The following is a 22,472-nucleotide window of genomic DNA, read 5'->3' as shown; positions in this document are numbered from 1 at the left end:
GCGGTTATTTTAACAAAAAGATTGAATACCCCTTCAACTTTTGCACATCACCAATCATTTTAACGTAATCCCGGAGGTAAAACAAAAGCCGCCTCGAACCAAAGTTCGAACCGGCATGGTGAAAGACATTTACGATTAGAGTTAGAAACTACTACTTTTTGGCCATTTTTGGATCAAGGGTATCGCGTAGTCCATCACCCATGAGGTTGAAGCCAAGCACGGTCAACATGATGGAAACGCCGGGGAAAATCAGCGTCCACGGGGCTTTTTGTATAAACTGACGGGAGTCCGACAGCATTTTGCCCCATTCCGGGTCGGGTGGTTGCGCACCCATGCCTAGAAATCCGAGTGCAGCGGCCTCGATGATCGCCGTCCCAATTCCAAGTGTACCCTGCACGATCAGCGGAGTAAGGCTGTTGGGCAAGATGTGACGAAACAAGATTCGCCCGTTGCCCGCTCCAAGTGTCCGTGCCGACGTTATGAATTCCTCCTGTCTCAAGCTAAGTACCCGTGAACGCACCAACCTTCCGTAGGTCGGGATGTTCACGATGGCGATGGCGAGCAGTGCATTTTGCAACGACGGGCCCAATATCGCCACAATGGCGATGGCTAGCAAAATCCCGGGAAATGCGAGCAAGATATCAAATAAACGCGAGATGAGCATGTCCGCCCATTTTCCATAAAATCCGGCAATCAGACCCAGCAGCGTGCCCGCAATAATGGAACCAATGACGGAGAAAAAGCCCACCCACAAGGAAATACGCGCCCCATGCAGCACTCTGGAAAAAACGTCACGCCCCAGATCATCGGTACCAAACCAATGCTCTGCCGAAGGGGCCTGAAGCCGATCCACCAGCACCTGTTCCTTGTAATCGTAAGGTGCGATGTATGGCGCGAGGAAGGCCAACAGTATAAAAAATACGATAATAATCAGACCAGCAAGCGCAAGCCGATTTTTCCGAAACGTTCTCCACGCTTCCCGCCATGGACCGGATGTACTCGCTGTTGCAGCATCAATGGATGGTCCGGTATTGGTCGATAATTTGGCCATGCGGCGTCCCCTTTCCTGGATATGATTGAAATACAAGATCAACGAGTTCTATTACACTCAAGCACTGCGATTGCAGTACCATCTTCCGATCGCTGTTATCCCCAGATTTTATTGATCCCCCTATTTAAAGGTGAAAATTCAGTGATAAATGCGCAGCCTATGCTTCCAATGTAGCTTTCTTTCAGAAAGCTTTTAGCTTCGATTCTGCAGATTGGTTCTTTATGGAGTAACTATTTATAACTAATACGAGGATCAAACACGGCATAGAGCAAATCTACAATCAGATTGATCACCACAAAAAAGAACGCCACGATCAGAATGCCACTCTGGATCACCGGATAGTCCCGCGAACTAATCGCTTCATATATATACCGTCCCACACCCGGCCAAGCAAAGATCGTTTCGGTCAACACCGCACCCCCGAGCAACGATCCGGTCTGGATGCCGATAACCGTAAGCACGGGTATAAACGCATTTTTGAGCGCATGTCCATATACGACAAAAAACGGACCCAGTCCCTTCGCCTTTGCTGTACGAATGTAATCGGAACTCATCACTTCCAGCATGCTGGAACGGGTCATCCGGGCAATAACAGCCATTGGAATCGTTCCCAGTGCAACACTTGGCAGAATCAAATGTTTCGTTACGGTCCACAACTGATTCCATTGTCCAGCAATCATCGTATCCAGCACATATAAACCCGTAATGGCTTCCACCGGATCACGCGCATTCATGCGTCCAATGGATGGCAACCACTGTAACTTGTTCGCAAACAACCATTGTTCCATCAGACCGAGCCAGAAGATCGGCATCGATACACCCACCAAAGCAATGACCATACAGCAATAATCAAACCAAGAGTTGTGCTTCCATGCACTGACAATCCCGGCATTCACCCCAATAATGACAGCAAACAACATACTCGCCATCGTTAATTCAAGGGTTGCTGTCAGATAAGGGACAATTTCCTGGGCAATAGGCACCTTGGTGCGGATGGATGTTCCCAGGTCGCCTTTGAGCAAATCGCCCAAGTAGGCGAAATATTGCTGGAACCAGGGTTTATCCAGACCTAGCTGGTCACGAAGGGCCTGCTTGGATTGTTCGGTTGCCTTTTGCCCAAGTATGGTCTCGGCCGGGTCACCCGGAATGGCGTGGATGATGGAAAAAACAATCAGGGTCATGCCCAGCAGTACGGGTAGCAACACAAGCACACGTTTGACAATATAGCTGTTCAATCCTGTTCACCTGCCTTCGACATATCGTGCAAAATAAAAAGCGCCGGCAGACACGCATGCTTTGGATAGTTACGTCCGGATGTGGGTTCTGCCAAGCATTGCGTCTCACCAGCGCTTTGAGAGAAAGAATTAAAACGTAATCACTCCGAACTGTAGTGCCATCTTCAGATCACAGTTATCCTGAAATGGATAAGTTCAGCTTACAGCTTACTCGAAATAAGCACCGGCATAGGATTCGGTGCCCAGTGGAGAAGGGACGAAACCTTTCAGGTTGGCTTTACCTGCCAGAATTGGCGTCGTGTGTACCAGAGGAATCCACGGTGCATCTTCCTTGATAATTGCCTGCGCTTGTTTGTAAAGCTCCGCACGTTTCTCCTGATCTGTTTCTTTCTGCGCATCCGTCAGCAACACATGCAACTCTTCGTTTACATAATAACTGCGGTTGTTGCTTGGAATGGCATCTTTATCCAGCAGTGTATACAGGAAGTTATCTGGGTCACCATTGTCACCTGTCCATCCGAGCATGTAAATGTCGTCCTTCTCCCCGGCCTTTGTATCTTCGAGATACGTTGCCCACTCCGGTGATTCGATGGTGACGGTCACTCCGATTTTCTCAAAATCGGCCTGGATCGCTTCCGCAACCTTCTTGCCATCAGGCATATACGGGCGGGATACCGGCATCGCATAGATGGTTATCGGATCAGGCAACCCGTCAGGGAAGCCTGCTTCGGCCAGTAGAGCTTTTGCTTTTTCCAGATCATATGGGTAATCCTCAATGGTATCGTTGTATCCCCACAGCGTTGGCGGCATAGGGTTGACAGCAGGCTCAGCTTGTCCAGCAAAGAATGCATCAATCAGGGCCTGCTTGTTCACCGCATGGTTGAGGGCTTGTCTGACTTTGACATTATCAAATGGTTTCTTCTTGAAGTTAAAGCCGATATACGCCACGTTGAACGGTGGACGCTCGATCTTCTGCAACTCGCTATTGCCTTCAAGGATGGACAGATCGTCTGGGTTCAGGTCTTCCATGACATCAATCTCGCCGTTTTGCAGGGCATTGAAGCGAGCGGTATTATCCGGAATGGAACGAACGATTACTTTGTTCAGCTTTGGCAGTCCTTCTTTCCAATAATCCGCGTTTTTCTCCAGGGTGATGGAGTCGTTACGCTTCCACTCTTTGAATACAAATGGGCCGGTGCCCACAGGCTCGCTCTTAAAGTTTTCTTTTTTCTCCTGAATCGCGGTTGGGCTGGCAATGCCAAATGGCGTCATCGCAATATTTTGCAGGAAAGGCGCTTGTGGCTGGTTCAATGTGAACTCCACCGTAGTCTCGTCCGTCGCCTTCACTTCCTTGATCACACGTCCGTCCTCTGGACCAAACATGGAGTCGTAATAATCGAAGGAATCTCCTTCGAATTTATATTCACTCGCCGGATCGCCCCAGCGGTTGAAGTTGAACACAACAGCCTCCGCGTTGAAGTCCGTTCCATCATGGAATTTCACACCGGACTTCAGCTTAAACACATACTTCAGCCCATCTGCCGAAATCTCCCAGCTCTCTGCCAGTCCAGGAACGACCTCTGTTCCGCCTTCCTTGTAGTCCAGCAAAGAATCAAACACCTGATGCCCAATCTTCAGCGACTCCCCATCTGTTACAATCGCCGGGTCGAGCGCTACGGAATCCCCACCACGGCCCATAATCATCGTATCCTGTGCTACCGTTTCGGTTGGAGGGTCGGTTCCTTCCGCCGGAGCAGGCGTAGTCTCTCCACTCTCGTTACTGGAGCAACCGGACAACACCAATACGGTACTCAAAGCCATCGTTAGAACACCGGACATCCATTTTTTTCTCATTCGCATACGTACAACACCCTTCCCTGTCTCATAATGTGTGTGATGCTGGCATGAAAGATCTCCAATGTTGGCAATCGGTTTGGTGCTATGTATCATATAAAAGGCTTTAGATGCCTGCGATACCTGAATTAAAGTTCTGGGGTAAGTACGGCATGTATATGAAATGTAAAAACAGCATGGGACACGTATGGGATACAGGTAAATATCAGATCGTGCACATTGAGTCAGGACATGGATTGACTACTTTTATAGAAAAAGAAAAAGGTTCAACAACGTATCTTGTGAGATGAATCTATGAAATTGAATGAGATTGTTGCGTTTTATTTGAACTAAGGTCAATAAGCAAAAGCACATGGTTACGGACCGGTAAGAGCAAGTTTAAGTCAGTAGATTAAAAATACAGATGGGCATATGGATACTACGCTGCTGGCTACGCAATAAAGTCTGTTCCTTGAGCGTGTCGTCTTGAGCATAGAATGTGGGAACCGGACTAGGTACCGTTCGTTTGCAATACGGATGAAAGAAACTCAACATAGGCTAGGTTGTTTGGATGTGTAAGTTGTTTATTACGGTGGTTTTCTCTTGCAAATTGGATGTGTAAAATGTATGAACGAGTCATCTTGAGATGTTGGATTGTACAACAGGGAGACATTACAATAACTTCATATGTTATGGTTTTGTCATGATGAGGAGGATTGTGTAAATAAACTGTGGTGAAAAACAATTTCGTGTAACTTACTTTACATCACATTAATCAATTAGACAAGAGATTTACAGACATAAGTCTTCAACTTTATTATATGTGTTAATATCACTTACACAAAACACAAAAAAGGAACACAGTTCGACAAAAAGCATCCCGTGTCCCTTCTCTTCTCAATCCACATTCAGATAAGATCAATATTTTAATTTGCTAAGAATCAGCTCACTTTTTAAACAAACCTCTGCGATGCATCACGGTAATAAAACGGTAAAAATCATAACTCGCCCCATTATCGATGCTGAACAATGGATTTTTGGTGTCATATGCCAGTGCTGCATCCACAGCTGCCTTCGCCCATACTGGAACTTCCATTTGCTGACGCGCCTGCAGTTTGTCGACCTGGGATTTGAGCGCATCAAACGCTGCTTTCTCTTCGGCTGTCATCGGTTCGCCCCCTTTCGGTGGTTCAGTTGGTGGATTCGGATGACTTGGATTCGTCGGATTGGATGGCTCCGGGGGTTTCGGAGTGGCTGCTGCGTATCTTGCTCTGAGCTGTGCCGCTGTTCCCTCGAATTCATTCATATCCACGTTGCCACTAATGCCATTCACCTTGCCTGAATCCGTATACTGCCAGAACGTCCAACGCTTCCATGCCGGTTGGTCTTCCGGTACACGGGTGTTGCTGTAACGCGCGATCCAAAGATCGTACGAGCTGAGTGATGTGTCAAAATTCCCGGCAAATGAATTGCCCGTGTATATGATCGGTTTTACACCTGTCAGACGTTGTAATTCGGTTAAAAAAGCTTTGGCAACTGTATTCATCTGCGCTTTGCTCAGGTTGCCGGGGTTGTTCTCGTAGTCCATAACAGGTGGCAGCTGTAACGCTTTGGCGCCTCCAACTTTGTTAAGTGTATTGGCATAATGTACCGCTTCTGCCTTGGCACCATCGGTCGATGTCGCACGGAAGAAGTGATACGTTCCGACCAGCATGCCCGCAGCAAGTGCACCGGTTACATTTTTCTGGTAATTGGGATCGGTATATGTCTGTCCCTCGGTTGCCTTGATGAATACAAATGTCATGCCACTTGCCTTCACTTTCGCCCAGTCAATATTGCCCTGATACCGGGAGACGTCAATGCCCTGTGTGTTGCCTGAACTCCTCGTTTGCATGTTTCTCACACCCTTTATGCGGCAAATTGCCGTTTGTATCAGCATTTTACATCATTCGATTCAAGCGTTCCCGGGTACAAGTATAGACAGATTAGAGCATTCTGATCTATACATTGCTGATTGGATGTCACTCTCTGGATTGATGCAAAATGCTCCTATAGTTAATGCGGTTGGATCAGGGGTTGCTTGTGTGCGTGTCCCTGATGTGTTTGAGATCAACTTAATCTTGTTCACACGGACACTCCGATGACAGAATAACCTTCCAATCGCTGTTATCCCCGGATTTTTTTGATTCTCTTTATAAAGGGGAAAATCCGGGGATAAAGGCGACCGCTTCGCTTTTTCAGGTTTTTTCTGTCCTCTCCGTTATTGTGTGGAATGTTTAGTTTCAATCTGTATTGATGCCTTATATAGCTTTGCTTACTTATAGATTAATTCTGTTTAATCCGACATTCATACTGATCAACAAACGTTCAATATAACTATATACTCGCAATATTAAACGCTACTTAACGTTATCTTCTGTTGTCGGTGAATCTATGTCATCCGGATCTGCCTGTGAAAAAGAGTCTTTGGCACTCGGGGAGAAGTTACCGGGGAGTTCCCCGGTTCCCCCTTTGCCCTTTAGCACTTCAATCGCTTGCCGGATCACTGGAGGAATGGGAGCGCCCAACTTGCCTCCATTCTCGATAATGGACAACAACTCATTTGCGATATAAAAAAAGGCGACCGCATCCCTGAACAAATGTCCGTCTCCCAGAACACCGTCCACCAGATGAGCCACCGATACCATTGCAAATATAAATACCTTTCGTGCGATGCCGAACATCCCAACGTTACTTTCTAGCTTGCCACTCATGCCTGCTGCCGCAATGCCCGTTAGGTAATCGAGGATGACGAACACAAGTAGTACGCCGAGTACGCCTGACCAACCACCGAAGAAGTAGGTTACTGAGCTGCTCATTAGTGCAATTCCCCATTTCCATAGGGTGTCCCATCTTTCCATGGTTTCACCTCCTTTTAATATTGAAATACTAAATGCTCCAGAAGGCATAAAAATAGCGCTCCGTATTCGGAACGCTTGTTACACAATACTTCCGTTTTGGTCCATCCCTGCTGTTTCCAGAGCAGCCTTCACTTTATCACGATTACCGTTTGCAGTCGGAACATCGTCAATACCGATCAATCCTTTATGAATCATCATTACATATACAGCCAACATATTCTCACCCCTTTCGTGAGTGTTACAGCCCAACGGATTAACAATCTTGCAAGTTTATCCCGTATTAGGCATCAAACTAAGCAGCATCATGTGTAATTCCATGAGCGCCAATTGATTCGTGTTGTTTTCTTCCCGTAATCGCTGATTTTCTGCCGCCAATTCGGCAATTTGAAAAGTGAACGAAATCATTGGTGGTTGTGGTTCTTCGTCGGGTTTTGGCGGGTAGTCAAAGAGTGGTTCCAATGTTTCCAGATCAACGCGTGCAATCGTACCGCCTTCGGCACGGTCCAACATGTACGCGCCGTATTCCAGTTGGATCATACCGACACTATCGGGAACTTTATCGTCCAACGCTTTGTATAACTTGAAATCCTGTTCCCGCGTGGTTTCGACGACGATCCCGGCGCTCTCTGGCGTAATAACGATGACGTTACCGGATTGCAAGTCGTAGTAAACCTTCATACCGATTTTATTTTTCGGCTCTTGTTCGTTCATTTTTCCACTACCTTTCGTTGATTAATTTTTTTGGTGTGCCAAAATGCGGTATAAGCTTTCCCCCCTGCTATCTCTCTATCATGCGTAAGCTTCCCAAGTATGATTGGTGTTACTTAAGGCAGTAGGTAATTTCATTAAGGAAGTAGTTACAAAAAAAGAAAACGCCGACGTAGTCGTTGATACAGCAAGGAAAAGACCTCCTGAACTCGGAGTAAAACAAATTGAATCTCCAAATGAATTTTTGAGGTCTTGAACAAACACACATTGCGGACTACCGGAGTTAGTTTTAACGATCACTAATTTTGGTAATACAGGGAACGCGAATCCAAGATTTATATAATAACTATTTGCGGTTGATCCTCTTGTGTCAAAACTATTGCCTGCAATCCCGGAATTGGATGATGTTAAAGCGCCTTGGGCTATCATTTTCAATTCCTTATCCTTATCAAACCCATCCAACCCGTAATTGTTCAGCAAGTAATTATCAATTAACGGCATTTACTGCACCACCTTTTCTAATATGATTCCGACGTGGCAGTTACTTCCTGATGCGCTGAGCGTTATTTGTCGTCCTTTAGGTAAAAATAATTTAGGCATTGGAATAATCAACGAATCATTTGCCTTCACTACCTTTTGAGGAGCAATCAAATAATCTTTAAGAGTAACGCCCACTTGCGTATCGACGGCGTTAGGATTACAGATCACGATAGCCTTTATCATGGCGTCAAAAGTATTAGCGGGCGTCATGATGCTTCCATTCAAAAGGTGATTGATCTTTTGATACGAATATTCGCTTGTAACGTAATCTCGTTCAAACCCTGTTACATACGCCTTAATAGTTGCCGTAGATCCCATAATGATTATCGTTTCTCCGGGTAATAGAGGGATATCTAAGTCATCTATAAATATCGTATCATATCCCTTTATTGTGTGGTCATACGCGACGACAATTCCGCCCACGATTAATCTAAACGTACGGGCTACGCTTCCCGGATTAGATATAACAAACGACTTTGCCACCGCGCATTTACCAGAAGGAACCGTATATACGGCGGTTGCCGTTGTAGGTACAGCATCTTCATACATATATTTAATCGTGTCAGCCATTATAAAATTTCACCCCAAACGTTTCGTTTATTTTCTTGTTGCAGCAATTGACGAACAGCCTCGTTAACCGCCATCTCGACCACGGATACCGCTGCCGCGTTCTGACGTACGACGTCGTTCATATCCGTAAGTAACGCCTTTTCGTTCTCGGCTACCGATCCGACGAATGGAGCAGCCGGAGACGTGTCCAGCATGAGGTACGTTACGGTATAAGTTGCCGATGGATCGAACATTGCCGAATCTAAAAAGGCGCGCTCTGATCCGTAACTATTCGTGTCTGAAATTCTCATCCATTTGTCTTGTCGATTGTTCTTATAAATTGTCAGTACTCTTTTGGCTTTGTATTTCAGGGGATTAGAGGCCACTGTTCCGACTGCATTAATTGAATTTATCTCATACGTATTGTAAAGAGTTGATAATGCAGGCTTTGTTCCTTCGCGCACCACCAAACCCGTTCCCACTTCAACTTGGTTATTGCCTTCGATTAACGTCAATTGTCCTTCTGACGTGATCGGTTCGACAGTAGGCGTTGCAAGCTGATATACGAGTTGGTACGGCGTGTAATCGACAGCGCGGGTTGTCGGTAATGTTAATTCCCCACCAGTGAAGGTTCCATCCGATTTTATTCTCGCCCAGTATTTAGTACCCGTTCCGTTGTAAGGCGTAAAGGCAGCGCCGTCTTCGCCCCTGTACATACGCCAACCCATGAAATACGCCTTAATCTCGGCTGCTGTCGGATTGTATGAGTCTCCCCATCCGCTGTCGGCGTTGGAAACTGTCATCCATACATAACCCTTATTTGATTCGTTGCCTACGTTAAATAAATCTGATTTAGGAAAAGGCGAGCTAACTCTATCCAATTCAAGTAAATTACCGTCATACTTAGTCATGTACGCGGCGACATTTGACGTATCGACATTTTTAGGCATGAACAATGTTACTTGTTTGTATCCCGTGTAACTCGACGCATTAACGCCATAATCATCTGTAGGAATGATTGAAGCTTTTTTCCATTTCGCCAGTTTGAAATACTGCCCATCCTTCTCGAATACTTCGTCAGCATTCGCCCCAGTTAGTGGATTAGCGTATAAATCCGTTTGCAATGCGAGTATAGCGTCTTCACGCGGTTTGAACGGTTTGGCTGTTGTGCCGAGAACGAGCATTGGGTTTTTAATGCTGAACGTCCCCGCTGCGCTTCCTGTATTTCTGAAATAGGCAACAACATATGCCGCATTGACAGGGGCTACGAGAGTTGCAGTTTGTCCGGCGGCATATCCAGTCCCGCTAATCGCTATCTTGTCTTTATCAGCGAATACAAGATGTATTTGACCATTATGTTCGGCACTAAACGTATACGCCTTACCCGGAATTGCAGGAATCCACGGAGAGCCTATCCATGATTCTGCTGCGTTGGCTACCACCGTATACTCGTAAGGACTTGAAATAGATCCTTTTCCTGTAGAATCGTTACGAGGGGCATTTTGCCATTCATCATAAAACGGCGGTAATAAGTTTTCCCCATAACGAATCGCATACGGATTTCGCACGGGTTGAACGCTATCAACGTAAGGATACTTAGCGTTTACCTGCTCCGTCGTCATGTTGTCCAATGCAACGTAATCTTCTGAGCTGATCTCGTAAACACGAAGCGCATCAACATTTCCATTACTCCCAACAGGGCCAACAACTTCACCCACGGCATACGAGGTTTCAGTAGCTGAAACGCTATACGCCTTCCATACAGTATTAAATTTCGTTGAATCTATAGAATTTACATTACCTTTTGTAGATGTTATTCCATTAAGGTACACCCCTAGAGACGTCCCAGATACTAGCTTTACATCAGCAGCAATAAGGTAGTAGCTTCCTGCTTTCAACGTAAATACGGTAGACGTACTTAATCCTGAAGGGGTTGCGGTTGTCGTTATTTTTAGAGATTGACTGCCCTGTGCCTTTTTTGAAGTATCTGCAGACAATGTTGCTTGGTACGAAGAAAATGCACCTATACGCTCACACCCACCATCCCTTCCCAACAAATTCATGAGAGTCCGTCCCTTCAATGCTTCCAACTTAAACGCCGAGACACGCTCCGCATTGATAATCTGCAATCCAGGCTCCAACGTCACCGATCTACGCTTCTCGGTATCCAACCGCTCCTGAATACTACTCACCTGTGCTGCGGTTTCCTCAGCCTTTTCTTCCACTTGCCCTACACCTTCATCAACCTTCTCCCAGTTCTGATCCAAATATTTATCCAGATCAAAATAGGTCGTCGATGGCGAGGAACGATCAATCTTATTCAACCCCAAATTTGGTGTTTTTGGTTCATTCATTTAAGCTCCACCTCCTGCAAATTTATCCTGTCGGGTCTGTTCGATCTCATCCAGCGTCATGCTTTCAACCTCCGCAATCGTCAAATACCGCAGACGATAGTCAACGGTCATATGTGCCGGTTTAATATCCTCAATCGCTGCCTTCAGGTCGTCCAGATTGGGCGGCAAGCCCCATGTGTCGATGAAGCGGATTCGGATCAAGTATTCCTCAGGTGACACGGATACATCAATCCCGCCACTTTCGTAGGCCTGCGCCACGTTCTTGAGCATCGAGCCAGAGACTTTGCCGCTGCCGCGCATTTTGGAAATGATTACGGATCTTCGCTGGTCGTCTGGCTTGGCTTGATTCGTTGGAATCTGTAAATCCCGCTCATAACGTTCCAATGCCCAGGTCGCTGACTCCGGGTAGAATTGATCCAGCACACTTTCCAAACCCACCGTAAGCTTGTCTAGCTCAACACCTTCGGTCTCCGTAAGAAGCTGCATCTCCAGCACATTTTCATACAACGGGGGCAAAAGAGTCATTAATATCTCTGCTTTACTCATGTCACCTTCACCGTCCCGAGAACGGCTACTGCGCCGGGGGCGATCTCCAGATTGGACATACCACCATTCACCAGCAGATCGCTATAATCAATCACGGGCGGGATATCCAGAATGACATTGGCAATACGTGTCCAACGAACCAACGGATCGGCAAAAGCCAGTTCTTTCAGATACGCCGTAACTCCCGTTTCAATCAGTGTCTTCACGCCCTCGTACGTCGAACCAGAAGCAAGCGTGACCTGTACCTCCACATCAATAGGTATCTCTTGCGCTCCTACTACTGTGACCACGGGTCCAATTGGAGCAGCACCTTCGCCCATTCCATCCTGGGATGGATCGATATATTCCTGCACCGCCTCGATAACCGCCTCAGCAGGTGTTTGCATTTCGTTATTCAGCAATGCCACTTTGACTGTACCTGGCCCGTCCCACAGTGGAAAAGCCTTCGCTTTGCCAACCCCGGAGTTTTCCCGTGCCCATAGCTCATACTGATATTTGTTCGCACTCGTGACCGGACGAGAAACTTTGTCCTGATAGCGATCATATAAGGCCTGATCCGTTTCCTCGTCTTCGCCAGGAACCAGCAACTTTGTCAATTCAGCCGTCGTCAGGCCGGCAATATAATCTATGGGTAGCAGTGCCCCCGTATATTCATTACCTTCCGCTCCCGCGACTTCACATTCCAACACATATCGCCCTGCCGCGACGCGCTCCACAACAACATACACCCGATCCCCCGTGGAAAAACGAATCTCCAAAGGAACCTCAACAGGCTTACCTTCGTTATCCCGGAAACTGCCAACCCAACGTGCCTTCGTGGCCGCTTTCCGACTAATGCCAGACCAAGCCACCGCACGATCCAGATACTCTCCAGACGCTGTATCCGCAAACTTCAGATTGGCGTTCACATCCAGCTCTATATACATCTGAGCCATTTCCACTGCCGCTGGCGCAAGCGCATCATAGATAATGCTGCCTTCACGTTTATCCACACCATCTGGTACCCTGTCCAGCATTCGGTTTAAAATAACTTCAAACGTCTGCTTTTCATACATCCATGTTCACCTCCGTCTCTTCCCTAAAGCTGCCAAAATCCGTTTCCACGGTAAAAGAAACCCGTACCCCGTCAGCCCCGTGGACAAAATCGAACTCGGTTACATCCGAAATGCGATCATCTGGAAGCAACGCTTCGCGAATCCAGCGTTCCAGTTCCGATTCAACCATGGATCTCCCGGCCATTCCTTCCCAGGACCATTCCATACCGTAATCCGAGGAATAGATTAGATGCTCATAGCGGCGTGTGGACAATGCTTTATACACCGCCTGTTTTACCGCATCTTTTCCATCCAGTTGCAGTCTTCCAATTCGCTGTCCAGAAGCTTGAAACACATAAGTTAGACTCGGAAGCACAGCAGCTTCTTCCTGATCTTCTGCGCTAATCTGCGCACCCTGTGGAATCATGGATTCACCAGCCGATCCAGCACAACAAAGCTGTCTCCACCTTGAACACGTAACAACAAAACATGGTCACCCACGGTCCAAGTTTTGTTCACTACGGATTCCGGCAGTACCAGAAAAGGCTCAGCCAATGCCAGCCGTTGTTCAACGGTGATCTCCAAAGGCTGGGTGTTTGTCACGCTTCCGTACATTATCTGAACGGGAGACTTGGCATCTACAGCGGCCACCGCCGCCTTTTTAATCACGTCCAGCATCATTTATCGTTACACCACCTTCAAATCCAGTGACATCGTATGCACGCCCCCCTGTACCTTATGCGTACATTCGTCTACCAGAAAATATTGATTAATCTTCAGTTCATCGATCTGGATGTTGACAAAACTACCTGCCCTTACCTTGAAATCACCAAGCGCATCCACTTTCAACGTCTGCGTCTCGCGGTTACGGAGGGTCATCAGGGTCTTCAGCATGGCATCAATCTGACCTTCGTTCAGGCCATCATCCGCTTTTTGGTACAAAAAAAGCAGCCCCCATTGACGGATGCTGCCTGAATCCTGATGAACAAACGTTTCTCTTTTTCCCGTATCCTTGTTATCCCGATACAGCTTGATCTTGTTATACGTCTGGTCGTCAATCGATCGCGTATAACTGTAATCCGTGAGCAGACTGTTATCCCCAATAACAAAGCCGTAAGGCATCTCTTCCACATCCTGAAGCACAAGTTTGCCGAAATCATCGTAGAAGATGTAGTTTTTTCCGCCATAGATCAACGTTCGGTCCAACGCCTCACAGATCATGTCAATCAGCTTTTTATTATCAAATAACATGCGCGGAATAACATACTTTGGCTGAATCAGATCACCTGTTTTCAACAGAAAGTCTTTGGCAATTCGTTTGATCACATCCGCAGCAGTGGCATTAACGAACTTGTACGTCTGATTCGCGGTTAGATAACGAGTCTGGTCGTAGGCTTTGATTTTGACACTTTCGTCCTTGCCACTATCCACCGAGAAGATATATCCGTAAAATATGCCTACCTCGTTGCTGATATATTTCACGACATATCCATTCTCATATGTGAATTTCTTATTCTGGTACAGACTGCCCTTGATCAACGTGAATTCCAGAGAGGAAGGCTTGCCGATGCGGGAGGTTTTGTACGTAATGTCACCGGCAATCTCGCTAATGTCCCAGATGTTACCCTGCTTGTCATCCAGTAATAACCGTTCCTTCATGTTTGCCAGCTTATCATCCAGCCTGATCTGCTCTTGCATATTCCCTCTCCTTTCACGGAAGCTTGATCACAAGTCCAATCGGCAGCTTCTTCAGTTGTGCATCTTTGATGCTATTCAGCTTTTGCAACTCTTTCCAGCGAGATCCATCTCCCAGATGGGCTTTAGCTACAGACCACAAGGAGTCTCCGGCTTTGAGTGTGACGGTCTTTGGCTGAATTTTTTCATTGGGCCGAGAGGCTTTGGTTTTTGTTTTCGAAGCAGCCGTATCCTTGCTGTCCTTGAGTGGCACTACTTTTTTGGCGGCATAAAAAATGAACTGCTTCAGCTTGATATCATACTGGATATCCCCCACCGTACCCGCAGTCTCCTTCCAGTCAAAACTCTCAATGGAAACTGCCATATTAATGGTGTACCTCGCACTGGAAAAGAACAGTCTGACGGGTCTGCCCGTCTGCATCCAGCGGATGATCTTTTTCACATATTCATAGGGATCACGGTAAAACTGCTTCTGAATTGCCGGATGTCTTGCATCGTAGTTCAGATGATAAGGGCTGTAATCTGCCGGAAAAATTCCGCTGAAACTGACTTCGCGCAGCTTCGGCGACTTGATCACGTTAATTTCACCCAAAGCGCTAACGTTAAACGTACTACCGTCTCCCGAATCCGAAAACTCAATGCTCTCGGGTGTCACCGGGAAAAACATGTATTCGGAGCGGTTATTGAAGCTTAGTTGAATATAATATTCCACTTATCCATACACCCCCTGAGCACTGGAGACGATCTGACTGTTCAGTCCATCGGTGATTTTGCTGATGATGCTGTCCACATCATGTCCGCTGTTGATATCCCCTGTGGTGACCTGAACTGTTGGCGTCAGACTGACGAATCGCTGAATCGCCTGCATCTCTGCAAGCTCACGCATCAGTTTCAGATCCTCGCTCGTTACATCCACTGTGCCGTCCACGTCACCGATCTTGTCCACCTGTCCGATATTGTTGATTTTGTTGATGTTACTCATGTTGCTATTGGGAACAACGGTGGGAGCAGGTGCAGTTGGCATCGAAGGCATGGAAGGTGTTTTGGGAGTTGGGCCGCCGAAGTTTCCGGGTAATTTTGTTTCTTTGGAATTTGGATCAGGCAGAGAAGGTATTTTTGATAATAGTTTTTTTGCTGCATCTTGTCCCTTGTCAGAAACCTTTGGATCGAATTCTCCGTCCATTCGATTCATGTGGAATACATCTTTGTCACTCTGTGGCTCAAATGATTTCAATGTATCCATCCAACCCTTGACGTTTTTACTAGCAATGTTGATATCGGCTTCGGACATGACAGCTAAATTTGTACCAAAGATATCATTAATAAAGGAAGCTACCTTCCCAATTGCCCCCATCGCTTTGCCCAGAAAGTCCTCAATTCCTACAATAAGATTGTAAAATATCTGCATCCCGAACATTCCCAAATCGTAAAGCAATTTTTGGAATGCATAGAATGGGTCTTTGAAGACATTGGCTATGAACTCTGCGAATATAGCAAATCGATTCCACATCGTGGCAATCACAACCCTTACCATCTCTCCAAGCAGCATAAATGTACCGATAATTGCTCCCAAAATCTCAGTTCCCGATATTCCCATCATGCTTAAAACACCGATAACAGCTGCGATGGCAGCAATGACGAGCAGAATAGGCCAATTCAGTAATAACCAGGCTGCAATCAAACTGTAAACTTGGATAATGACCAAAGCCAGAGCCACAAGCGCAAGCGCCATAAGGATCGGCTGAATAATATCCCAGTTTTGTTGGATCACACTTGCTATATACAGAATGCCATTTACCAGCATCGTCAGCGCGTTTGCCGCAACCGTAAATGCATTGCTAAGCCATTCAATAATGCCAGTGAATTCACCATTGGCAAAAGCCTCATTTAATCGATCTAATAAAGGCGTCAAGGCAACAAGAGCTACCTGTCCAATCTGGCCGAGAACCCCATTAAACTGATTCACCAGTGCATTCCACTTCTGCAACGGTGAATCCAACATGGTGTCAAAAGCCTGTTGGGTATAGCCTTGTTTTTGTAAAATGACATCAAGCTTTTGTATAAAAGCATTCAGATTGGATGAATCAATACTTTGTTGCAGACCTGCTCCATTCAAAATCTCTTCTGGAATATTAAAAGAGCTTGCCAGTTCACCGTTATCACCATTCATTGCGGCCACCAAAGCACCTGATGCATCCGAGATACTTTTCCCGTCTGGAGAAAGCATGCTCAACCGTTTAGTCATGTCTCTCAGCTGATCAACCTGGTCCGTATTCTGTGCATACGGGATGAACGATAGCGCACCTTTCAACGCATCCGAAACATTCTTTCCGCTCTTGAAAGCTTCCGCACGGTAGCGATTGAAGATCGTCTCCCCCTGAGCATCATCACCCGTAGCAGCCATATAGCGATGCTTCAAATCCTCTTCTTGTGCTGCTGGAACAAGAACCGCTTGTCCTGCTGATTTCATCATGCTGATCCAGGCTCTTACACGCCCGGCTCCTTCTGCAAAAGCCGCGTTCACTTTGGCTTGTTCCTCGGATACGCCCTGTAGCAATTTGGATGCCATTGCAATACTGTTCAGTCGAGCAGAATTAAACATGGTACTTATAGCAGCAGGTAATTGTTGAAATTGCGTTACTATACGTGTTGAAGTAAGGTACAGTCTTGCAAACATGGCATACATTCATTTCTCCCTCCTTTCCTTTTTATTTCTTCCGGGCGCGATTCTTGGACCGCTCTTTCTTCTCTTCCTCCACCCGGATGGAGATCATCGCATAGATAGCGGCTCGTTCTCGCATGGAGAAGGCCATTAGCTCATGCGGCAAAATGTTTAATTCGTGGAGAGCGTAATAAGCCAGATTGGCTTCGGAATCGCCCTCTTTAATTAGTTTTTTACGTCATCCACCAGTTCGTTCATATCCTGATTGAAGCCGTTCAGCTTCTGAACCTGTTCACCGAGCGAAGCAAATTCCCCAGGCAACAGCATTTTCCGCAAAAGCGATTCCGCCCCCATCACGCCGTATGACCGCTGGAGTTCTGCGTTTTTCAAATCGGGATAAACTACACTTGCACTCATCAGGCGAGCCATGTAATCATTCGCATCGATGTCGGGTGTGTAGACACCGTTCTTACCCTTAATTTTGCGGGTAGCTGCCTTACGGCATTCCTGGTTTTCGTCCTCGGTCATGCTGCGCAGTTTCCATGCCACTGGTTCACCTTTCTCATCTTTAAATCGGGGGGATACGGTAAACTCCTCCGTTGTATCTGTTGCTGCATTTTGGGCAAAAAACATACTCAATCCACTCATGTATTGTTCCTCCTCTAAAGTTAGGTCCCCCGCCGCACGAAGCGGCGAAGAACAGTATTTTGACACGCCAAATAGCCCGTAACACAGGCAAGTTGAACAGGTTTCTTTTACAAACCCGCTGCTAATTAATACTCTTTATAAATCTCAAATCATTATGTTTTCACGCTACATTACTTCGGCAGATTGAACGATACAGGCATATCGACATCTTCAAAGGTAAAGCTCACTTCTTCCTCCAACGCCTCGGCCTCGGTATCCAGGGATGCCATGATCACACTGTCGAGGTTGACGCCTTTGAGGGTCACGGTCTGTTTGCCAATTGTAGAGGAAGGATCTTCGTTGGTCACTTCAATGTCGAAGTACGTGTCCACACCATTCTGCATGTACTGGAGCATCAGCTCACGGAAACGGGAAGTGGTATAAAAGATCGTCATGGAACCCGAACCAGACCAACCGGTTGCTTTGTGCTGTACACCGCGACGGCCCAACGTTTTGACCTCTGCTTTTTGTTTCTCCACTGTTGCTTCCAGCGTCTTCACATAGAACATTTCTTCCGTCTGTCCGTTAATCGTTGCGTATGCGCGGCCTTCCTGGCCGGAGATTGTGTCGCTTGCTTTCAAAAATGCCATCTTAAACCACCTTCACTTTCATATATACTTTTTCAACGGAATCCACAGGTTGGACCTGAATCTCGATCAGAATACTGTCAGTTTCATTGCCCGGAGCAACAGTGATATCTGTTTTGGAATCAAAATTTTGAATGGCACCAATATCCTGAAGTTGCTTCAGATAAGTGACACATTGGGAACGGAAAAGACTGCGCCCATCTTCGTTGTTGTTCACTTTGCCGATATAATAGGATTCGAAAATCCGTTTCATATCATTAGCGATGCCATCGAGTACACGGACAACACGGTTTTTGGCAAAATGACGTGCCTTATCCGGTGTCACCGAACGGAACGTATTCACATCCTGCTCCACCACTGCGCGGTTGCTGCTCGCCGTAAACACAAACTCGCCATTACGCAATGCCGCTTCTGTCTCGCTATGCGTCAGTCGTCCGTTCACATCCACGGCATCGTCATAGGCACGGAACGTCAGGGATTCATTCAGGTTAGCTCCCGCTGTTGCGCCTGCAGTCCATGCTACGGTTTGTTTCGGCGTAAGAACGGTACCGTCTGCGAGAACAACACCATTTTTGACACTGATAATGCCTTCATGGTCTGCAGCCGGATAATCCGACAGAACCAGTTGTACCCTCTTGCCCTCGGTATCACGCAAACGCTTGATGTAAGCTGTGTAGACTGACTTGAGTGTGGCATCGTCTGAAATCAGACCGACTGCGTTAAAATCCAGTACTTCCAGCTTCGTCAGGAAATCGGAATGCTCCTGGTTCGTTGCTGTGCCATCTAATCCACCTGTTAGTGGAAGTGACGCTGTAGCTGTGAGTGCACCTTCACCAGTAAATGTAACGTATGCATTGGATTCCAGAGCTTCGATGGTGGACGAAGTTTGTTTGTCCACTTCTTTACCCGCAAGCAAAGTGGAGACATCCAATTGTTCCGGTTCATTGATATTGGCGGAGATTACAACAGACAGATCATTACCACGCACACCACCGTGTTGGGCTGTCACTGTCAGTTTATCCAAGGTTGCCTTGGCTTTGGTACCTGCATTGAGTCGGTAAAGAAGCAAGGTCTGCGCCCGTTTCAATGCTTCGCGGATCAGCAGCAATTGCGGTGCTGTCCAGTCATAGCCCAATTTGGCTTGTACATCTTCACCTGCTTGTACCGTCAGGATTGAGCCTGTTTGCCCCCATGACAATGAAAGGGCCAATGCCACCGTTCCCCGCTCCCCTACCGTACCTGGCAATGCGCCCTCTGATGCAAAATTCATATATACGCCGGGGCGTACCTTGTTTTGTGTTGTCCATGTTCCTCCAGCCATTATTGTGCCTCCCCATTCATAAATTGTTGGATGTGTTCTTGCGCTTCTTGCAAGGTGTATGTTTCTTGTTCCAGCAGAACTGCTGCCAAAATATCTTTCTCAATTCGGCTGAGTTGCCGGGATTCGGCGAACTGTGCTTTACTGTATTTTTGGTTAGTTTTCTGTTGAGCTTCCGGTGTTCTAGGTTCCGGTTCTTTTTTCGTAAACATCGCCAATGCGCCTCCTATTCCTTTCATACTGATCCCCTCATTTGGTTAGTTATTCTCTTGTAGCTTTAAATGCGGTAGGTCGCTGTTCCAGTTGTTGCATGGTAGCGGCGGACTCCGACACTTTGGTGGTTCGCATGGTGTAGTACACCAGCATTCGCGGAGTATCATTCTCCGTCTCCCAACGCATCTCCGTTGCGCGATAGGGTGTGCCCTCCACGTCGATGGTTTCCAACGCTTCAAACAGTTCATCCGGAAGGGTTGCCGGGATATCGTTTGGACCGAGCCACCGGATTTCAAAGGCGTGAGATTGCACGAAGCGATCGCTGCGTTCCCGGGTAAGTTGGGCGGATAGCAAGCGGTAGGTGATACCTTCGCTGTCAGGACCGGTGCTGTTGCTACCGGTTTCCGCGTATATTGGGACGTTAGGAAAATACTGGGTTAGCGTGTTTGCTACGGCTATAGTTGATTGATTTGTGGTCATGGTTCACCTCCTCTGGAAATTTGATATTCATATTAATTCTTTATAGTTCGTATTTTCCAGAATAAATAGGTTTAATTGGTCGCACACTATACGTTTAGACCTTGTATACTGAAGACGGAATTCATTTTGACGTAATTTACTTTAATCATTTTAATACATCTTTTGTTATTCCCATGCCTGAATTGAATACGTTCCACCGTTTTTATAGAGATAAAAATCCTTTAAGCCTGCACCTGTAAAACTACTTGGGTAATATGGAGAACTCATATAGTTACCACCACCAACGTATCCATAGACACCATTATAAGATTTCCCAGCGATACAAAGAGAACCATAAGAATTGGCTATTTTAACTATACTTGCTGTAAATCCAAAATTGACATTAATATAAGCATCCTCTCCTGTATGATAACTTTCATAGAATCGCTTGTTTGTATTGATTTGCCCGATTTTCGTCGCTAATTGAGGAAATGTATCGCTGCCTAATGCTGCTACTCCCTTGCCAGTAATGGCGGCAGCAATACTTGCTTTCCCGCTACTGACAGATTGAAAAAGTGTATCGTAATCTGTTTGATTTAGAACCCGTTTGAGTGTTGGTGTAAATGAAACTCCGTTAGTGGTAGCGATAAGCCCAGTGTCAAAAATATAAATTTCAGGATTACTTCCACCTGCAAACCGCATAACCATTCCGCGAGCACCAAAGTTTGCATGAGTATTTTCAAAGCGATAAGTGGGACCATCTAAATAACAATTACTACCATACAAGGCTAAACCAGAGGAATTGGACGAAAAACCTCCCCAACTACTAAATTTGACTTTGCCCGTTAATTCACCACCGGTACGCGGCAGACTAGCATTCTTCGCATTCGTCTCAGCCGCAACCCTCGCATCCCTAACCGCCTTCTCCGTAGCAGCCAAATCTTCACGGGTGCCATCAACTGCGTTGGACAGTTGGACGATACCCTTATCTGTTATGGATGCATCATTAATAACGATTTCCCCGATTTTCTGATCGGTGTATACCTTTACCTCTTCGATATCATCCCTTGTAGGTGCTTTTTTCCATGGACCCCATCCGACATAGTAGTTCCTTTGAAAAACTTGTAGGTTACTCGGTTCAAAGGTTGTTAGAGTCTGGACCACACCAGCATGTTTTTCTATCGTCAAATGAAAGGCTACTCCTACTGGGGAATTAGCTAAAGTTCCTACTGTCGCATTCGTTGGGCAATAATATTCCCCTTCTGTAATATAGCTATTAAGATCAGATTCCGCAGGTATAAGGATGGATTCACGTGTTGCAACGCCTGCGTCAATCTTTTCAAAAATCCCGTTAATACTCTCCCGGGTCACGTTTTCATTCCCTAATGGAAGAGGCAACTTCAGTCGATCTGTTTCTTTTGGCATTACGCCCACACCTCCAGTTCATTCCACGTCAAGGACGCGGCATCGAGTTCGTCCCATGTCATCTGTTTGTCGTCCAAATCATCCCAGACCAGATAACGATATTTATATTCCACGGCCATATGGGCCGGTTTCAATTCTTCAATTGCCCGTTTAAGATCATCAATATTGGGCGGGATGCCCATCGTATCCACAAAGCTTACTGTAAAACTCCACGCTTCCGACTGAAAAGTTACGTCCACCTTGCCCCCGGCATACGCCTCAGCCACATTCGCAACCTGCCTGCCCGAAAACTTTCCTGCCCCACGCAACTTCGACTCCACCACCGCACGCCGCTGCTCCAGAGGTTTGAGACGATCTGTCTCAATGCCAAGTTCCTGTTCCCAGAAGTCCAGCCCCCACGTCGCCGTGCGGACAAAAAACTGCTCCAGCGTCTCATCTAACGCCTGATACAGCAGATCCATCTCAGTGCCTTTGGCCTGCATATCGGCTTGCATTACACGCGAAGTCTCGTAATACCTTGGCAAATACGAGAACAGTTCCCGCCCTTTCTCACTCGTCAGTCCAACATCTACAGTAGTAGGAGCACTCATGCCCTGTCCCCTCCCTTCCTTGCATATCAATATGGAGCGTCTCGCTTACCAGATCCAATACGGATTGGCGTATTTCTCCCAATCTT

General features: G+C 46.6%; 24 protein-coding genes. All 24 read right to left on the bottom strand.

All coding sequences use genetic code 11. The features are described from left to right. Window positions 1-151: 151 nt before the first annotated feature. The 24 genes from nikC to V6669_RS06290 all read right to left on the bottom strand — a co-directional run bounded on the left by nikC (window position 152) and on the right by V6669_RS06290 (window position 22,386). Window positions 152-1,051: a nickel transporter permease gene (nikC, locus tag V6669_RS06405; RefSeq protein WP_253431493.1), complete on the bottom strand. Its 900-nt coding sequence runs from the start codon at window positions 1,049-1,051 to the stop codon at window positions 152-154. Window positions 1,052-1,281: 230 nt separating this feature from the next. Further along, a complete protein-coding gene (locus tag V6669_RS06400) occupies window positions 1,282-2,286 on the bottom strand; it encodes an ABC transporter permease (protein WP_017690144.1) in 1,005 nt (334 codons plus the stop codon). Between the two features lie 207 nt (window positions 2,287-2,493). Then, a complete protein-coding gene (locus tag V6669_RS06395; RefSeq protein ID WP_338594862.1) occupies window positions 2,494-4,140 on the bottom strand; it encodes an ABC transporter substrate-binding protein in 1,647 nt (548 codons plus the stop codon). Window positions 4,141-5,065: 925 nt separating this feature from the next. Further along, window positions 5,066-6,013, bottom strand: coding sequence for a glycoside hydrolase family 25 protein (locus tag V6669_RS06390; protein WP_338591901.1), 948 nt, complete (start codon window positions 6,011-6,013; stop codon window positions 5,066-5,068). A gap of 505 nt (window positions 6,014-6,518) precedes the next feature. Further along, window positions 6,519-7,019, bottom strand: a complete 501-nt coding sequence (locus V6669_RS06385; protein ID WP_338591899.1) for a phage holin family protein — start codon at window positions 7,017-7,019, stop codon at window positions 6,519-6,521. 78 nt (window positions 7,020-7,097) lie between these two features. After that, on the bottom strand, window positions 7,098-7,235 hold the full coding sequence (locus V6669_RS06380) for a hypothetical protein (RefSeq protein ID WP_179088497.1): 138 nt from the start codon (window positions 7,233-7,235) through the stop codon (window positions 7,098-7,100). Between the two features lie 54 nt (window positions 7,236-7,289). Next, window positions 7,290-7,730: a hypothetical protein gene (locus V6669_RS06375; protein WP_338591891.1), complete on the bottom strand. Its 441-nt coding sequence runs from the start codon at window positions 7,728-7,730 to the stop codon at window positions 7,290-7,292. Window positions 7,731-7,808: 78 nt separating this feature from the next. After that, complete coding sequence (locus V6669_RS06370) at window positions 7,809-8,228, bottom strand: hypothetical protein (RefSeq protein WP_338591889.1); 420 nt, start codon at window positions 8,226-8,228, stop codon at window positions 7,809-7,811. Beyond that, the gene (locus V6669_RS06365) at window positions 8,229-8,837 is read right to left on the bottom strand and encodes a hypothetical protein (RefSeq protein WP_338591887.1); all 609 of its coding nucleotides are present in this window, start codon (window positions 8,835-8,837) and stop codon (window positions 8,229-8,231) included. After that, window positions 8,837-11,170, bottom strand: coding sequence for a hypothetical protein (locus V6669_RS06360; protein WP_338591885.1), 2,334 nt, complete (start codon window positions 11,168-11,170; stop codon window positions 8,837-8,839). The genes V6669_RS06365 and V6669_RS06360 overlap by 1 nt, the downstream gene beginning before the upstream one ends. After that, window positions 11,171-11,716 carry a putative phage tail protein gene (locus tag V6669_RS06355; protein WP_338591882.1) on the bottom strand — a complete coding sequence of 182 codons (546 nt, stop codon included), beginning with the start codon at window positions 11,714-11,716 and terminating at the stop codon, window positions 11,171-11,173. It lies immediately after the preceding gene. Further along, window positions 11,713-12,771: a baseplate J/gp47 family protein gene (locus V6669_RS06350; protein ID WP_338591879.1), complete on the bottom strand. Its 1,059-nt coding sequence runs from the start codon at window positions 12,769-12,771 to the stop codon at window positions 11,713-11,715. Before V6669_RS06350 ends, V6669_RS06355 begins: the two co-directional genes overlap by 4 nt. Further along, window positions 12,764-13,177, bottom strand: a complete 414-nt coding sequence (locus tag V6669_RS06345) for a DUF2634 domain-containing protein (RefSeq protein WP_338591877.1) — start codon at window positions 13,175-13,177, stop codon at window positions 12,764-12,766. The genes V6669_RS06350 and V6669_RS06345 overlap by 8 nt, the downstream gene beginning before the upstream one ends. Further along, on the bottom strand, window positions 13,174-13,431 hold the full coding sequence (locus V6669_RS06340) for a DUF2577 family protein (RefSeq protein WP_338591875.1): 258 nt from the start codon (window positions 13,429-13,431) through the stop codon (window positions 13,174-13,176). Before V6669_RS06340 ends, V6669_RS06345 begins: the two co-directional genes overlap by 4 nt. Window positions 13,432-13,437: 6 nt before the next feature. Further along, the gene (locus V6669_RS06335) at window positions 13,438-14,448 is read right to left on the bottom strand and encodes a hypothetical protein (protein ID WP_338591872.1); all 1,011 of its coding nucleotides are present in this window, start codon (window positions 14,446-14,448) and stop codon (window positions 13,438-13,440) included. 13 nt (window positions 14,449-14,461) lie between these two features. Further along, complete coding sequence (locus V6669_RS06330; RefSeq protein WP_036668863.1) at window positions 14,462-15,157, bottom strand: phage baseplate protein; 696 nt, start codon at window positions 15,155-15,157, stop codon at window positions 14,462-14,464. Then, window positions 15,158-17,131, bottom strand: a complete 1,974-nt coding sequence (locus tag V6669_RS06325; RefSeq protein WP_338591868.1) for a hypothetical protein — start codon at window positions 17,129-17,131, stop codon at window positions 15,158-15,160. Between the two features lie 201 nt (window positions 17,132-17,332). Next, window positions 17,333-17,755, bottom strand: coding sequence for a phage portal protein (locus V6669_RS06320; protein ID WP_036668857.1), 423 nt, complete (start codon window positions 17,753-17,755; stop codon window positions 17,333-17,335). Between the two features lie 170 nt (window positions 17,756-17,925). After that, window positions 17,926-18,384: a phage tail tube protein gene (locus V6669_RS06315; protein WP_017690162.1), complete on the bottom strand. Its 459-nt coding sequence runs from the start codon at window positions 18,382-18,384 to the stop codon at window positions 17,926-17,928. Between the two features lies 1 nt (window position 18,385). Further along, a complete protein-coding gene (locus V6669_RS06310) occupies window positions 18,386-19,702 on the bottom strand; it encodes a phage tail sheath family protein (protein ID WP_338591857.1) in 1,317 nt (438 codons plus the stop codon). After that, window positions 19,702-19,911 carry a hypothetical protein gene (locus tag V6669_RS06305; RefSeq protein WP_338591854.1) on the bottom strand — a complete coding sequence of 70 codons (210 nt, stop codon included), beginning with the start codon at window positions 19,909-19,911 and terminating at the stop codon, window positions 19,702-19,704. The genes V6669_RS06310 and V6669_RS06305 overlap by 1 nt, the downstream gene beginning before the upstream one ends. 49 nt (window positions 19,912-19,960) lie before the next feature. Beyond that, window positions 19,961-20,392 carry a DUF6838 family protein gene (locus V6669_RS06300; RefSeq protein ID WP_338591851.1) on the bottom strand — a complete coding sequence of 144 codons (432 nt, stop codon included), beginning with the start codon at window positions 20,390-20,392 and terminating at the stop codon, window positions 19,961-19,963. 165 nt (window positions 20,393-20,557) lie between these two features. After that, window positions 20,558-21,796: a tail fiber protein gene (locus V6669_RS06295; RefSeq protein ID WP_338591848.1), complete on the bottom strand. Its 1,239-nt coding sequence runs from the start codon at window positions 21,794-21,796 to the stop codon at window positions 20,558-20,560. After that, window positions 21,796-22,386, bottom strand: a complete 591-nt coding sequence (locus V6669_RS06290) for a YmfQ family protein (RefSeq protein WP_338591845.1) — start codon at window positions 22,384-22,386, stop codon at window positions 21,796-21,798. The genes V6669_RS06295 and V6669_RS06290 overlap by 1 nt, the downstream gene beginning before the upstream one ends. Window positions 22,387-22,472: the final 86 nt, after the last annotated feature.

The organism is Paenibacillus sp. Y5S-9, from assembly GCF_036894235.1.
Lineage (GTDB): Bacteria > Bacillota > Bacilli > Paenibacillales > Paenibacillaceae > Paenibacillus.
This window is presented reverse-complemented; position numbering and strand designations above follow the sequence as displayed.